The sequence below is a fragment of the Rhodococcus sp. IEGM 1241 genome, assembly GCF_033142365.1.
GTDB classification, from domain to species: domain Bacteria; phylum Actinomycetota; class Actinomycetes; order Mycobacteriales; family Mycobacteriaceae; genus Rhodococcus_F; species Rhodococcus_F erythropolis.
Map to the genome: position 1 here is coordinate 646,836 of NZ_JAWLSE010000001.1, position 15,153 is coordinate 661,988.

Here is a 15,153-nt window from a genome sequence, read left to right on the forward strand (position 1 = left end):
GGGGGTGCTGCCGCGAACGCGCGGCTCGGGTGGGGCCCCCGCCCCCAACCCGCCCGCCCACACCCCCCCCCCCCCCCCGCCGCGGGGGCCCCGCCCCCCCCCCCCCCCCCCCCCCCCCCCCCCCCCGCGGTCATTTCTGTGACTCTTTGATTGCGTCCAGTCGCGCCTCTAGACCGTCGAGGACACGGTCGAGTGTGTAGCGATAGTGTTCTGCCCGTGTTGCTTCCGCAGCATCCGGTGGACCGGCAAATTTCCCGATCAGTGTCTCCATCGATGAACGGGGATCTGAGGGTCCGTCGTTGCTCAGGCGTTCCAGCATCGCGCTGTGATCGGGTGAACGCTGTCCGCTGGGAATGCGCCTGGCGTCGTTCATGGCAATCAGTGTGGTTGTCGAAGTGAAGGCGACGGTGTAAGCCTGAGCGGCTTCTTCCCCGAACCCGGCGGCGGTCAGTGAAGCCAATCCGGCCTCCATGAGTTCCCGGCTGCGCTGGGTGGCAACTCCGTTCATCAGCAGCCACTGTGCCGCGCCTGGACACTCGATCAAGGCCTCTCGCATCTGCAAGAGCAGATGCGTCAGCCATTGACGCCAATCTTCTTGTGCGGATGGCACGTTCACGGCCGACACCGCACTGTCGACCACCGCAGCCGAGAGTGCGTCCCGATCTCCGACGAGTCGATAGACGACGGAGAACGACGTATCGAGTTCGCTGAGCAGCTGCCGCAGCGACCAGCCCTCGACTCCGTGCTCGCGACTGAGCCCGAGCGCCACGGTCAGCACGGCGTCCGCAGTTATCCCGGTGTTGTAACTCCGGCGGCGCTGTGATTTCGCGGCGGACTTCTTGTCAGGTGATGGCGCAGTCATGGTCCGACCGAGCTTAGCGGCGTCGGATCGGGTCGCGTAGTCGACGCAACCGATTGACGGATGAACTTAGGTGAGGTTTACTTGCCAAATCCGAGCAGTGCTCCGATTTGTAGCGAACCCCCGATTATTCGAAGCTGAAGGACACCATGAAGTTGAAAACGCGACCCGGTTACCTATCGAGGCTGGGTGCTTCGCTGCTGGTCAGTGTCGTTGCCCTGACTGCGGCCGCCTGTAGCTCGAGTGAGGCGGGACCGACGACGGAACCTGCCGAGGGAACGCGTGTTGTGTCCCACGAATTCGGTGAGACGTCGGTTCCGGGCGACCTCGGGCGAATTGTTTCCCTCGACGAATACGCCGCACTCGGTCTCCTTGCCGTCGGCATCACCCCTGACGTGGTCTTCACGTCGTGGGGATCGGAGATCGGCCAGGACATCTTGGCGTCAGCGGGTACCGAGGTGGTCACGGTGCCGCCGCTCGGTGCACCCCCGATCGAGCAGGTCCTCGCCCAGGATCCTGGACTGGTCATCTTCACGTCGATGGGCGATCGGAGCTACTACGACTCCCTCGCGTCGACCGTCCCCACAGTGCCGGTCCCGGCCGTCACAACTCCGTGGCGTGAGAATCTTGCCTTCTTCGGACGCGCTTTTGATCGTCAGTCGGTTGCCGACAAGTTGACTGTCGCTTTGGAGAGCAAGATCGCTGACGTCTCTGCTCGGTCCGGTGGTGAAGCGAACACCGTGTCGGTGTTGATGAGCAGTTCTGGAATCCTTGCCACCACCACCGAGCAGGCGCCGCCGTCGTTGCTGTTGGCGGAGAGCGGCTTCGGGCGTCCGGAATCCCAGCGAGCGAATGCCGCTGGAGGACTGCCGTATGCGCCCCTGTCCGACGAGGCGATCCCGGCGCAGGATGCTCGGATCGTAGCCGTGTTCGACGAGGGCGTGTACGAGTTCGGCAAGGTTGCCGGTGTTCCCGGGTTCTCGAGTCTTTCAGCGGTGCAGGAGAACCGAGTGGCCAAGATCAACGGAGACATGTGGCTCGCCACTCATCCCTTCGCCACTTTCTGGATGATCGAGGACATGGATGCCATGGCTGCCGGCAATCTGACCGGCACCGGAACCGAAGCTGTTGCCGCGACGCGCTATCAGGAATTCACGGCGCTGACGGCATGAGTTCGAGTGCGTTGAGTCGGCGCCTGGCTCTGCGATGGGGAGCGGTGACTCTCGGCTCTGCGGCTGTGGGTTCTGCGGCTTTGGGTTCTGTGGCATTGAGTGCGTGCAGCCGTGGCTCGGCGAACGAAACCAGTTCTGAGATTTCACCGTTCGACGACGAAGTACGTGCTGCCGAACAGGCCAGATTTCGTAGCGGGCACACAGTCCAACGGAATCTGACAGCTGCACCCGCTCGGGTGAGTCTGGGCGCCAGAGGGGTGGACACATGGTCGTACGGTGCAGAAGCGGTGGGGCCGGAGATTCGAATCTCCAAGGGAGACCGGCTCAACCTTCGGTTGCAGAACGACCTTCCGGCGGAGACCTCGGTGCACTGGCACGGCATTGCGATCCGCAACGACATGGACGGTGTCCCACCGGTCACCCAGGAACGAATCCGACCAGGTACCGAGTTCACCTACGACTTCGTGGCCCCGGATCACGGAACATATTGGTACCACTCCCATTCAGGATTGCAGGCCGATCGAGGGCTATTCGGTGCACTCGTGGTCGAGGACCCGAACGACCGGACCGGAGCCGACGAGGACGTCGTCATCGTGATCGACGACTGGCTCGACGGGCTGGGAACAACCCCGGATGCAGTGCTTCGCGCATTGTCACCGGACGTGCAGGGAGGACACCACGGGCACGGCGGAGCTCCACCGGAAGTCGATGATGCAGAGATTGATTCTGCCGCAGAACTTCTCGCCAGCGGTCACGGTAATTCCGAGGCGCTCGGTGGAATGGCAACGCACATCACGTATCCACTGCACCTGATCAACGGACGGCCTGTGGAAGATCCCTTCGTCGTCAGTGCAGCGGCCGGAACACGGCTTCGATTGCGGGTGATCAATGCCGGGGCGGAGACTCCGTACCGTTTCTCGGTCGCCGGGCACGAGTTGACCGTTGTCAGTGCTGACGGGCAGGACATCGCCTACACAGCCGGAGACGAGATTCTGATCGCACCCGCGCAGCGATACGACGTATTGGTGACGGTGCAGTCCGGTTCGTGGCCTATCGCCGCGAAGGTGGAAGGGAAGCCAGGTGGCGCCGCGTGCCTGCTTCGGACACCGGATTCGGTAGCGAGCGTCGACCTGACTTCTCCTGCAGTGCTGTCAGGGTCCGGCGGTCGACTCGTTCTGGAACCGACGCTTCGACCGTCGGGCGCGTGGGAACAGAGGGTGCCGGATCGTGAGTATTCGGTCGATCTCATCCAGGCCGGGGATCGATACGTCTGGGGAATGGCGGGCGCCGATGCGGGTCGGTTGATCATGAAGCAGGGCGAGCGAATACGAATCGTCATGAACAACAACACCGATATGTGGCATCCGATGCACACCCACGGGCACACCTTCTCGGTTCCCTCGTACGGCGGGCTTCGCCGAGACACCGTGATCGTACTTCCGCGTGCACAATTGGCGATCGACTTCGACGCCGACAATCCAGGACGGTGGATGTTCCACTGTCACAACGCGTACCACTTCGAGGCCGGGATGACTGCCGACCTCCACTACGTTCGATGAGGAGAGCAGAATGTCAGTTCGCACCGGGTTGACCACATTGATCGCTGTTGCAGCGGTGTTCACGCTGACGTCGTGCGGAGGTGAATCACAGGGTTCCACCGAGCAAGCGCCGGTCGAGATCTCGGTGAAGAACCTTGCGTACTCACCGAACTCCGTCACTGTGCACACAGGACAGACGGTCACGTGGATTTTCGAGGACCAGGGAATGCCGCACGATGTCGTGTTCGCCGAGCTGGGGATCAAGAGCGATCTCCAAGGAAGCGGAACCTACAGTCAGACCTTCGACAAAGCCGGAACGTTCACCTACACGTGCACACCACATCCGAACATGACCGGCACGATCATCGTCGAAGAGTGAGTAACTCGATGACAGTGAACTCGATGACAGTGAAGGAGACTGTGGCCTTCGAAGACTCGCCTGGTCTGGTCGACCGAGACGCTTTGGGTCGCATGATCGCTCCCGTGAGAAATCGCCTGCTCCTGGGTGCGGGTTTGTCGGCGCTGTCGGTGCCGCTACGATTCCTGCCCTACGTTTCGGTGGTCGAGATCGCGCGGGTGCTCCTGACCGACTCGTCGTTGAACCTGGTCTGGCTGTGGGCCGCAATCGGTGCAGCGGGCACAATTCTCGGTTTTGTCGTCTACAACGCAGCGCTGACCGTGTGCCACACCGCCGACGCGCATTTCAAATACTCGATCCGCTCGCGTATCGCTCGGCATCTGTCCCGAGTTCCTCTGGGGTGGTTTGCAAATGGTGGCACCGGTGAAGTGAAGCAGGCGATGACCGACGACGTGAAGCGGATGCATCTTCTCGTCGCTCACCTTCCCGCCGACGTGGTACCCGCGATCCTGTCGCCGATAGTGGCCCTGATCTATCTGGTGGCGATGGACTGGAAGTTCAGCCTGATCTTGGTCGGCTACATCGGAGTGTGTCTAGCTCTTGCCGCGCCGTCGATGCGCAGAGCCTATCGAACGAACGTCGACTCGTGGAATCTTGCGATGTCGACATTGACCTCTGCGACAGTAGAACTGGGCGACGGTATCGAGGTTGTCAAGACGTACGGGAGTGGGAGTCGCGCATTCGCGCGCTACTCGAGCGCTGTCGATTCGATGGTTGCGGTGTGCGTGCGCTGGATGTCGGGGATGGGAAGGCCGGTGGTCGCGATGTCGATCCTCCTCTCACCGGCGGTACTCATCGTGGTCATCACGGCGACGGGAACTGCAATGTTGTCCGGGGGTTGGATTACCCCGGTAGCTCTTGTTGCCTTTCTGGTCGTCGGAATCGGTGTTCCGTCGTCGGTTCTGCACATGGGAACGATGGCCAACCTCTACCGCGAAGGCCAACTGGGAGCGACTCACGTCGAGAGCATCCTCGGCGAACCAGAGCTGGCCGAACCTCAGGATGCAGTGCCTGCTCGCAGCACTTTGGTCGAATTCGACAGCGTCGGCTTCGAATACACCACTGGGCAGCGCGTCCTCGAGAACATCTCCTTCGAGATGCAACCGGGCACCGTGACCGCGATCGTTGGCCCCTCCGGCTCCGGCAAGACCACTTTGGCGCGTCTACTTCCGCGGTTCTGGGACGTGACGGACGGGTCTATTCGACTGGGCGGAAGCGATTTACGAGATCAGTCCAGTCGTGAAGTCTTGAGATCGATGGCCATCGTCTTCCAAGATGTTGTGCTCCTGCGGGACAGCGTGCGCGAGAATATTCGGCTCGGTCGACCGGATGCAACGGATCTGGAAGTGGAGACAGCGGCGAGGCGGGCGCAGATTCACGACGTGATCATGCGACTGCCGGACGGGTATGACACCGAGATCGGTGGTGGTTCGGGCGGTGAGCTGTCGGGTGGGGAGAAGCAACGCCTGACGATCGCCCGCGCCATCCTTCAGAACCCGCCGATCGTCATCCTGGACGAGGCGACTTCGCAGGCCGATCCCCACAGTGAATCGGCCGTTCAACGCGCACTGGGCGAGATCAGTGCAGACGGCGGCACCCTGATGGTGATCGCTCATCGACTGCACACCGTCCGATACGCCGATCAGATACTCGTTCTCGACGCCGGACGGATCGTGGAAAAAGGTACGCACGAACAGTTGTCGGCGCTCGGCGGAACCTACGCGCGGATGTGGGCGCTCCAGAACCCCCTCGTCGAAGACATCTCTCCGCGAAAGGCGCCGCAATGATTCGAGACCTGGACGAAATCCTCGGGCGCGACAATGGGATGCGAGGTCAGATAGCAGGTTTCACGCTCGCCGGGATACTCGAGGGTGTCGTCTTTGCACTGATGATTCCGATCCTGAAAGCGGTGGTTCGCGGCGATTACGACGCCGCAGTGCCGTGGGTTGTCACGGCTGCTCTCGTGGCGGTGGCCTGTGGCGCCGTACGGTGGATCGCCGAGAATCGGGCGTACCGCATCGGAATCGAGGGTTTTGCCGGTGGAATCATGCATCGCCTCGGTGAGCACTTGGTGCAGGTTCCGCTCGGGTGGTTCAGCAAGGCAAACCGTGGAGCGTTCACTCGCCTGGTCACCGAGGGCACGGCTATCTTGATGAGCATCCCGGGAATGATCATCGCGCAACTCGTCACCGTCACGGTGACTCCAGCGACAGTGGCGATCGCTGTCTTGTTTGTGGACTGGCGACTGTCTCTCGCGATGGTCGTCTTCGTTCCACTGGGGATTCGGGCTTACCGCAACGTGCAACGGGCGGTTGTTCCCGAATACGAGGCGATCGGCAAGAGCGAATCCGAGTTGGCATCGCGCGTCGTCGAATATGCACAGGCGCAGCAAGTTCTACGTTCGGCCGGTAAGAGTGGCGAAGGCTGGACTCGGTTGGACGAAGCTCTTGTGTCCAACCGGGACGCACACCTGCAGGAAATCGGATCGGTCGACAAGTATCTGCTGCGCTTCATGATCGTCGTTCAGGTTGCCTTTCTCACCGTCCTGGTTCTGGCGGCGCTGCTGGTCACCACCGGGTCCATCGACACAGCAAGCGTGATCGTTGTTCTCGTGTTAGCCGTGAGGTTCGTGGAGCCGATGCAAATGCTCGCAGGATTCGGTGAAGGTATCTCACTGGCCCGGGTGTCGCTCGGATCTGTCCGAGAGATGATCGATGTACCGGTGCTGGCGGAGCCTGAGGTGCCGAAAGAGCCTACCTCGTATGATATTCGGTTCGATTCGGTTTCCTTCGGCTACGGCCCGGATCGCGTGATTCGTAACGTGAGCCTCGAATTCCCGGACTGCTCGGTCACTGCTCTGGTCGGTTCTTCCGGTTCCGGAAAGACAACTCTGGTTCGGCTGATCTCCAGATTCTGGGACGTCGACGAAGGTGCGGTATCCATCGGGGGAGCCGATGTTCGCGACATCGGAACGAGAGCATTGATGTCTCGGATATCGACTGTCTCACAGCAGGTTTACCTGTTCGACGGAACCATCCTGGAGAACGTTCGGTTGGCGAGACCGGATGCCACCGAGTCGGAGGTCCGTCAAGCAGTGGTGGATTCCAGGCTAGGCGAAGTGATCGACCGTTTGCCGAGCGGTGAGGAGACCAGGGTAGGTGAAGGCGGATCACTGCTGTCCGGCGGTGAACGTCAGCGGGTCTCGATTGCGCGGGCATTCCTCAAGGACACTCCGATAGTTCTTCTCGATGAAGCGACTTCCGCCCTCGACGGAGAGAACGAAGTCGCCATCACCGAGGCAATTCACCGATTGGCCCGTGGTCGAACGGTGGTGATCATCGCTCATCGCCTGTCGACTATTCAGGGAGCAGATCGCATCGTCTACCTCGAAGCCGGAGGGGTGGAGGAGGTCGGTTCCCACGAAGACCTGATCGCGCGAGGTGGAAAGTACTCGGATCTGTGGGCCGAGCGCAGTGGCGCGGAGGGATGGAGGATCGACCGAGCACTCGAGCCATGAGCAAACCGTGTGGTTTGATCGACGAATGGACGAAGCTGCTGCAGATCCAGTGAAACCGCCGCGCAAGCGCAGGTGGCCTCGTTGGGTCGCAGGCATTGCGGTGCTCGGAGCAGTTGTCTACGCGGGCTCGATCGTGTGGATCTCCGTGGCGTCGGCCGGACATACGTCAGACGCCGCCGATGCTCCCGACGCTCCGGTTGTGATCGTGCTGGGCGCGCAGATCAAGGACGGTAAGCCGATGGCTTTCCTGAAAGGGCGGCTGGACGCAGCAGTCGAACTGGTGGAAGCGGGAAAGGCTAAAGCGGTCCTGGTCTCCGGCGACGCGAACGGCGGCTCGGGTGACGAGATCGCGGCGATGACGAACTACCTGGTGGAGCAGGGAATAGATGAGCGTCGCATCGTGGGGGATCCGTACGGCCTCGACACCTATGACACCTGCTTCCGGGCCATACATACGTATGGGGTAACCAAGGCGTTGATCGTCACTCAGGGGTATCACGTGCCCCGCGCTGTTGCGTTGTGCCGAGACGTCGGCATCGACGCAGACGGTGTGAACAGCGATTGCGGGTGCGCAACTCCCACGCTGATCAAGAACGCCGCGCGGGAGTGGGTTCTTGCCAAGCCCAAGGCAGCGCTGGACATGCTCTGGAGTCGGGACGCAAAGGTGACGTCGCCGTCGGAGGACTCGGTCCAGGTGGCGCTGTCGATTCCCTGACGCGGGGTGAGTGCGCACGGTTTCTGTCGAGTGAACACACGCTCCGGAGAGTCGGAGCGTGTGTTCACTCGAGGTGAAGGGTGCTAGCTCGACAGTCAGATCAGTGCTGCGGCGGCGAATGCTCCCAGTGCGATCAATGCCGCGCCGGTGACGCTCTGCACGCGACGGTCCACGACGCACATGATCGAGAGGAATCCCGGCATCGAGCCACCACGCTTGGTGTGCACGATTGCCGCGAGGCTGGGCATGCAGCGGCCAAGGGATACGACCGTGAACAGCGCCGCCCCGAGAGCCGGTGAACCCGAAGCCATGACGCCGAGTGCCAGGAGGTAGTACGCACTCGAGCGGATGAAGATCAGAAATCCCGGACCGATGATCGCGCCGAAGATCAGCGAGACCTTCCAGGGCGCCATTGTGCGGCGCAGATGGCGCGGAAGCTGTTGGCGCCGCATCGGAGTCGGCATCCTCACCGCACCCAACTCGTGCAGCCCGTACGCAACCGCGACGACGGCCCAGACGCCCAGCGCCCAGCCGATCGGGACGTACCCGGACATCGCCGCACCGAGAGCGCCGATCAATGCCCCGGTGACGGCTCCCGTCGTGACCGAACCCAGAGCGTGCCAGCCGAGTCGGCGGACGGGGGTCGAGGATCCCTTCCGATCTACCTGCTTCGGCGCGGCAACAACTCCGGCGACGGACATTCCGCAGGTCGACCAGTTCGCAGCCAGCGACGTAACCAGTCCGGCGCCGATAACAGCTGTGGTCAAAGCTGTTGTCGCAGATGGCGTGGCCACGAGTGCGAGGCCGGCACCCGCAGCAGCGCCCGCCGCGACGAGGCTGACACGGGTCGCGGTGCCGACCGAGCCTTGAAGGGTCGGCCGGATGTCAGGGACATCGGTCTGCAGTGGGCCGTGTGAGAGAACAGTAGTCATCAGATCCTCCGAAGTGTTTGTGGTTCAGGAAAAGTGTTGAGCCGAAGTCGCAGCGAAAAGTGATGAGCCAGGTTTCACAGCACTGTGATGACGCCGATCATGTACGGGTGGACGGAGCACGAATACTCGTAGACGCCGACGCTCTCGAACGTGTGCCGGAACGTTCCGTCTCCGGTGATACCACTGTCGAACAGGCCGGGTGATTCCACATGATGCAGGAGTCCACCGTCGTCGAAGCGCCACTCGACGGTGCCGCCGTGTTCCACGGTGACGTCCATCGGGCTGAACTGAACATTGCTGATCTCGACCACCACGTCGGGGACGGGATCTTCTGTGCCGCAAGCTGGGACAAACGTCGCCGCGACAGCGAGGCCGAAGCCGGCGATCCACCTCCTCACTATTGAACGATCACGGTGCCCACCATCATCGGGTGGGGCGTGCAGTGGTAGGTGAAGGTGCCGGCGTCGTCGAACGTGTACGAGAAGGTTCCCTCGGTGAGCAACTCGCTCTTCAGCTTCCCGTCGAGATCACCGTTGCCGACCACGTCGTGGGGGAGTCCGCTGTCGTCGAACTTCCATTCGACGGTCTGTCCCTTCTCGATGGTGACCGATGCCGGTGTGTACGCCATGTTCTTCACCTCGATCACGACTGCAGGTTCGTCCGACGATGCACCGGCATCACTACTGCAGGCGGTGAGGCTCAGGGCAGCGCACGCGGCTAGGAAAGCGGGAACGAGTTTCTTCATGAGGTGTCTCTCCATTCTTCGACTTGTCAGCGGACGTAACGCAGATTTGCCGTCATGCCGGCCTCGAAGTGGTAGGCGTTGTGGCAGTGGAACATCCACTCGCCGGGATTGTCGGCGTCGAACTCGATGGCAAGCTCGGTGCCGGGTAGGACGTTGACGGTGTCGCGGCGAAGTCCGCCGTAATCCGGTACCGCAAACGTGTGGCCGTGGGTGTGCATGGGGTGCCACATCGTGGACGTGTTCTTCATCGTGATCCGGACCCGTTCGCCCTGTTTCATGACGAGCTTGCCCGCATCGGCTCCCGCCATTCCCCAGACGTACCGATCGCCGGCCTGGATCAATTCGATGTGGTAGTCGCGATCAGGCGACTTCGTCTCGAGCCGTGCGGATTCCGTGGGCCGGAGTTCGCTTTCGGTGACCAGTCGGCCGGCCAGTTTCGAGAGGTTTCCGCCCACATCCGGATTCGCCAGCGCCAACGCGTCGGTGCTGCGTAGGACGGTCGACGCATAACCATCTCGGCCCTCGACCTTCGCCACCACCGGCCATGTTCCCGACTTCACCGTCACCAGTACGTCGTAGCGTTGGGCCATTCCGACGATGATGGTGTCGGCGGGAGTTGGTTCCACGTCGTAGCCATCGGTAGCGACGATTGTCATCTCGTGACCGGCCACAGCAAACCGGTACGGAGTTTCGGCCGCTGCGTTGATGATTCGCAGTCGAAGGGTCGAACCGGGCGCTGCAGTGACGACAGCAGGATCGTTGGGTGGCCGCCCGTTGATCAAGTGCAGTGGATACGCGATGTGTTGAGTCATCCCGCCGAGTGGTTCGGAAGAACCGTGTCCACCGCTCACCAACTGTTGCGCGACGGACATGTCGGCTTCCGAGTGTTCCGCCGGAGTCGTTGCCCCACCGCCGTGTCCGCCGTGCCCGCCCGAAATTGCCGGGTTCAGGGCCATCAGGACGGAATCCGGTGTGGTACCCAATCCGTCGAGCCAGTCGTCGAGCACCAGAACGGCATCGGCGTCGGCCCCGGTGATGTCGTTCGGATCCTCGACGATCATGGCGCCGAAGAGCCCCCGATCGGCTTGTAATCCGCTGTGCGAGTGGTACCAGTACGTTCCCGGATCCGGTGCGATGAAGTTGTACTCGAAACTCGAACCGGCGCCGATGGGGGCCTGCGTGGTGGGTGCCGCGCCGTCCATGTCGTTGCGGATTCGAATTCCGTGCCAGTGCAGTGTTGTTTCGGCATCGAGGCCGTTCTGGACGCTGACGTTCACCCGGTCACCGGACTTCAGTCGAAGTTCCGGAGCCACCGCAGCGCCTCCGTACGTCCACGTGTCCACGAGGCGTCCGCCAAGATCTACCGTCGAGAATCCGGCGGCAAGGGCAAACGCAGCGGTGGTCCCGTTCCAGGCTCGCGCCGATTCTGCGGCGGCAACTTCGGGGTCGGTGGGCAGAATGTAGTCGAGATCGGTTGTGGGCGTCGGAGATGCTGCAGTGGAACTGCATCCGGCAATCGTCCCCATCGCGCCGAGCCCGAGTGCTCCGGCGCCGAGTGCTCCCAAACTCAGGAAGCGGCGCCGGCCCATCGCCACACCGGATCCGGGACGACTCATCGGAGTACTTCTGGTGTGATCAACCCGCTGACATCCCCGACGTTGCCCGAGACATCGACGGAACTGACCTGCTCGCCGGTGCTCGCGTTGTAACCCACGATCTTCTGCGGAGCGGAGCCTTCGACCTCAGGTCCGGTACCGAGCACGTAGAACGTGGCGCCGTCGACGGAAAAGGTCATGCTCTTGATGTCTGTCAAGCCGAGGTCTGCCAGCGTCAAGCTCTTCACCGGGGCGAAGGTCGTTGCATCGGACAAGTCGATCTTGACCAGTGAGCCTCCCCGAGCAGAGTCCGGATGAATAGCCGTGTCCGTGTACGCGATTGCGAGCCGGGTTGCGTCGGCGTTGATGACGTTCTCCGAGAATCGACCGGAGTCCTGCCCGGCGTTTCCGATCGGCTTGACACCTTCCTGAGGCAGTCCGTTGGAGAAGTCGAAGACGTACACATCGCCGTTCTCACTGACCAGCAAGGCTTTTTGTGCTTCCGATGCCCACGTGACCTTGCGGGTGGAGACAAAATCCTCGGGTAGGACCTTGCTTCGGGCGGTTTCCTTCGGAACACCGTCGTCACCGATCGTGACGTGCAGCAGTTCCCGGGTGTCCTCGCAGACGCTGTACAGCTCGTGATCGACCATCCACGTGAACGGACCGCAGCCGACTATCTGGAGTGCACCGGTCGCTTCCTTCTTCTCGAGGTCGACCACTCTGATTCCGTACAAACCGTCGTCCCACGTGACGAAGAACTTGCCGTCGGACGTCACGGCGTTCGAGCCGGGACGGGAATGTACGCGTGCGACGTCCGGAAGCATGACCTCGGCTGGTTCCAGCAGGTTTCCGGAGTAGGTGCTGACCGTGAAATCTGCTGCGCCGCGGGAACCTCGGGGGCGCCACACCTCGGCAGCGAGCACCGCAGGATCTTCGGCGGAATCCCCGACGAATCCGTGAATGACCGGGTCCCAGATACCCGGGCCGACGGTGATTCGGCTCTCGGCCACACCGGTTTTCGGATCGATGACGTTGACGCTCAGCTCGAGCTGGCCGAATCCACCTTCGACGCCCAGCAAGCGGTCAGCTGCGATCGGGGTGATCGAACCGACGTGCAATGGCTCGGGAATGGTATCGCCGATTTCCTGGTCGTCGTGACCGAGGGAGATCCCCTCGCCCGGAGCAGTGAACGGAACTGTCGGATAGGTGACATCGCCTGCGCTGGAGGGTTCGTCGTTGTCGGACGAACTGCAACCGGCCAGCGCGAGTACGACTGTGAGTGGGATGACGGCAACGGCGGGGCGCGCCAGTTTTCGGGTTCGCGAACTGCTCATGATCCGGCACCGACCTTGGGGCGCTCGGCCGGTCGAGTCTGGCAGTCCTCACCGATGATGGGCGCCATCGTGCAGGTGTATGCCTGAGACTCGTCGGAGACACACCAGATGATTTCCTGGTCGTAGCTTCCGGAGACCGGGTTGTACATCACGGCCTGCATGTCCGGTTCGCCGCAGAATGCGTTGGAACACGAAGGTGCACCGCAGCAGTCGTAGTAGGCGATCAGATAGGTCTTGCCGGTATCAGGGTTGGTGCAGCATCCGACCCAGAACTCTGCGCCGGGCTTGCTGCCGGGGGCGCAGGTGGTGACACCGCCGCCGTTGCATGCGGCACAGGACGTTCCGTCCATGTTGCACCAGCGCCAGTACTCGCACTCGGCCGGATCTTTACCGTCGTAGACAGGGACAAGTTGTTCGGGGCCAGGTGCCGGCGCAGGAACCTCGGGCTCTTGGGCGAAGGCACTACGTGTCACGGGAAGTGTGCTGATCAGTGCCACTCCTGACACACCCATGGTCCACTTGCCGATCCGACTGATCATGGACCGTCGCGAAACTCGTTCGGAGAGTTTGCGTCCGGTTCGACTGGTGAGCGAACCGCCCTGGCCCGCCATCCATTCGGCCTGGGCCTGAACTGTCGCCTCGTCGACTGGATATCGATTCTCCGTCATGTTGTGCTGCGGGAATTCATTGTCGTCCAACGATTTTCTCCTGATTCGTGAAGAGGATCGAACTGTGCAGGAAGATCAGGCCGCGCTGCCGGATTTCGCCTGGGCATGAAGGTGCTGGAGTGAGGGAGTGCCGGATTCGAGCGCATTGAGCAGGCTTTCCACCTGAGCCATGTGATTGCACAGGCCCTTTCCTCGGATCTTGCCGTGCTCGTCGAGAATCACACCGTACGGAGTGGTGCCCACCTGGTACGCGATACCGACGTCTCGAGCGTCGATGTAACTGAGCTCGGAACCGATCCCGCTGCCGGCCAGGAACTCGCGATGCTCTTCGGGTGTTCCGTCGGAGATGATGATCACGTCGAGATCCGATTCGGCTCGGGCCATTGCCCTTACGCCGGGAAGAAGGCTCTTGCACGTCGAGCAACTCGGAGCGGTGAACAGCAGGAGTTGCGGCTTGTCGCGGTGACCACCGACTCCGACGGTCCGTCCTTCCTGATCGATGAGACCGGCAAACGACGGGCCGGCCTGTTCGACCTTGGGCCCGGTATCCATCATCCGGGCACCGAGAGGTCCGAGACGTACTTGTACGCGGCCGATTTCACGAGCCAGAGCAAGAACCATCAAGAACAGTACGGCTACGGCGATCACCAGGATCACTGTCGCGACAAGGAGGAAAGTGGTCATCGTGGTAGTCCTGCCTTCGAGTTTTCAGTGGTGGGGATGTGAGTCACGAGCCGTACCGGGACGCGGTTTCGGCGGTTCGGAGGCGGATGGAGGCGCTCGACAGATAGTCGTCGACCGGGCGTCGTCCGAGGTGGACCACCGAACGAATCTGTGCGAGAGCAACTCCAGCCAGGACAAAGAGGAATCCGAAGGTCGCCGCCACGGCCTGGACGCCGATCTCAGCCTGTCCGGCGGTGACCGACAGTGCCACAGCGATCACCGCGAGTGTTCCGGCGCGAACGGCGTGGAACCATCCGATACGCGGAATCTCGCCGACTCCGAATGCAAAACATCCGCAGTCCAGATCGCGTCGCCCACGCAGGAGGTTGATCGTGAGGCCCGTGAAGAACGACGCGAACATGACGGCAGCAACCAAGGCGGCGAGGCGATGGGCCACGCCGAGAACCAGGAGGATGCCTACGACGGTTTCCGCGACGGGAAGGATGCGAGCGATCGGTACTTCGAGTCGCACCGGCAACACTTTGTATCCGCGTACCGAACGAAGGACCCCGTCGTGGTCGTTCAGCTTGGGAATGCCGGCGAGCAGGAGAACAAATCCGATGATCGCCGAAGTGGTGGCGCTGACCAAGTCCATGCTTCCTCCGTTCCTCTCGGGTAGTGCCGGTGGTGTGTGGGACACATCCTGTACGGGCGATGCTGCGAACCCGCGTCGACCGCGCTACGCCTGGACGAGGTGCAACTGAGAGAGCAGTTGTCGTGTGAGAATCGGAGAACTCGCAGGTCAAGGTGCTCCCGGAGGGGCCGGATACCGTCGGCCGCCCTTGATCCGGCATGACGCTGGGTGGGAAACAGAGTCGGATTCTCACTTGAAAGTTCTGTGCGCGCCATCGTGGAAACTGCGCGGAAACATAAGCGGACTAACTTGACCGAATTCTGACAATTCGCTCGTAGGTTCGGGCCTGGACGCGACGGA

The 15,153-nt window shown here is 61.9% G+C and carries 15 protein-coding genes; 6 read left to right on the forward strand and 9 right to left on the reverse strand.

Annotated elements, in window-relative coordinates; translation table 11 throughout:
• Positions 1-130: 130 nt before the first annotated feature.
• The gene (locus R4P70_RS03065) at positions 131-862 is read right to left on the reverse strand and encodes a TetR/AcrR family transcriptional regulator (RefSeq protein WP_195790844.1); all 732 of its coding nucleotides are present in this window, start codon (positions 860-862) and stop codon (positions 131-133) included.
• A gap of 146 nt (positions 863-1,008) precedes the next feature.
• On the opposite strand from R4P70_RS03065, the gene R4P70_RS03070 reads away from it, so the two are divergent.
• The 6 genes from R4P70_RS03070 to R4P70_RS03095 are packed head-to-tail and all read left to right on the forward strand — an operon-like array spanning position 1,009 to position 8,219.
• Positions 1,009-2,031 (forward strand): ABC transporter substrate-binding protein, encoded by a 1,023-nt coding sequence (locus R4P70_RS03070; RefSeq protein WP_317830373.1) that lies wholly within the window; start codon positions 1,009-1,011, stop codon positions 2,029-2,031.
• On the forward strand, positions 2,028-3,590 hold the full coding sequence (locus tag R4P70_RS03075) for a multicopper oxidase family protein (protein ID WP_317830374.1): 1,563 nt from the start codon (positions 2,028-2,030) through the stop codon (positions 3,588-3,590). The genes R4P70_RS03070 and R4P70_RS03075 overlap by 4 nt, the downstream gene beginning before the upstream one ends.
• A 10-nt stretch (positions 3,591-3,600) precedes the next feature.
• Positions 3,601-3,948, forward strand: a complete 348-nt coding sequence (locus R4P70_RS03080) for a plastocyanin/azurin family copper-binding protein (protein ID WP_021331818.1) — start codon at positions 3,601-3,603, stop codon at positions 3,946-3,948.
• Between the two features lie 23 nt (positions 3,949-3,971).
• Positions 3,972-5,774, forward strand: coding sequence for an ABC transporter ATP-binding protein (locus tag R4P70_RS03085; protein WP_230091015.1), 1,803 nt, complete (start codon positions 3,972-3,974; stop codon positions 5,772-5,774).
• Positions 5,771-7,504 (forward strand): ABC transporter ATP-binding protein, encoded by a 1,734-nt coding sequence (locus R4P70_RS03090; protein ID WP_317830375.1) that lies wholly within the window; start codon positions 5,771-5,773, stop codon positions 7,502-7,504. The genes R4P70_RS03085 and R4P70_RS03090 overlap by 4 nt, the downstream gene beginning before the upstream one ends.
• A 25-nt stretch (positions 7,505-7,529) precedes the next feature.
• Entirely contained in the window at positions 7,530-8,219 is a 690-nt protein-coding gene (locus tag R4P70_RS03095; RefSeq protein WP_019745580.1) for a vancomycin high temperature exclusion protein, read from the forward strand.
• Positions 8,220-8,314: 95 nt separating this feature from the next.
• Here R4P70_RS03095 and R4P70_RS03100 read toward each other — a convergent pair whose 3' ends face one another.
• The 8 genes from R4P70_RS03100 to R4P70_RS03135 form a co-directional block, all read right to left on the reverse strand.
• A complete protein-coding gene (locus R4P70_RS03100; RefSeq protein WP_019745579.1) occupies positions 8,315-9,151 on the reverse strand; it encodes a hypothetical protein in 837 nt (278 codons plus the stop codon).
• A gap of 74 nt (positions 9,152-9,225) precedes the next feature.
• A complete protein-coding gene (locus R4P70_RS03105; RefSeq protein ID WP_141488295.1) occupies positions 9,226-9,549 on the reverse strand; it encodes a cupredoxin domain-containing protein in 324 nt (107 codons plus the stop codon).
• Entirely contained in the window at positions 9,549-9,896 is a 348-nt protein-coding gene (locus tag R4P70_RS03110) for a plastocyanin/azurin family copper-binding protein (protein ID WP_003940240.1), read from the reverse strand. Before R4P70_RS03110 ends, R4P70_RS03105 begins: the two co-directional genes overlap by 1 nt.
• 26 nt (positions 9,897-9,922) lie before the next feature.
• Positions 9,923-11,512 (reverse strand): multicopper oxidase family protein, encoded by a 1,590-nt coding sequence (locus R4P70_RS03115; RefSeq protein WP_317830376.1) that lies wholly within the window; start codon positions 11,510-11,512, stop codon positions 9,923-9,925.
• On the reverse strand, positions 11,509-12,828 hold the full coding sequence (locus tag R4P70_RS03120) for a hypothetical protein (protein ID WP_228401393.1): 1,320 nt from the start codon (positions 12,826-12,828) through the stop codon (positions 11,509-11,511). The genes R4P70_RS03115 and R4P70_RS03120 overlap by 4 nt, the downstream gene beginning before the upstream one ends.
• Positions 12,825-13,496 carry a methylamine dehydrogenase light chain gene (locus tag R4P70_RS03125; RefSeq protein ID WP_317830735.1) on the reverse strand — a complete coding sequence of 224 codons (672 nt, stop codon included), beginning with the start codon at positions 13,494-13,496 and terminating at the stop codon, positions 12,825-12,827. The genes R4P70_RS03120 and R4P70_RS03125 overlap by 4 nt, the downstream gene beginning before the upstream one ends.
• A gap of 75 nt (positions 13,497-13,571) precedes the next feature.
• The gene (locus tag R4P70_RS03130; protein ID WP_019745575.1) at positions 13,572-14,180 is read right to left on the reverse strand and encodes a redoxin domain-containing protein; all 609 of its coding nucleotides are present in this window, start codon (positions 14,178-14,180) and stop codon (positions 13,572-13,574) included.
• Between the two features lie 43 nt (positions 14,181-14,223).
• Positions 14,224-14,814, reverse strand: a complete 591-nt coding sequence (locus R4P70_RS03135; protein ID WP_317830377.1) for a MauE/DoxX family redox-associated membrane protein — start codon at positions 14,812-14,814, stop codon at positions 14,224-14,226.
• Positions 14,815-15,153 lie beyond the last annotated feature (339 nt).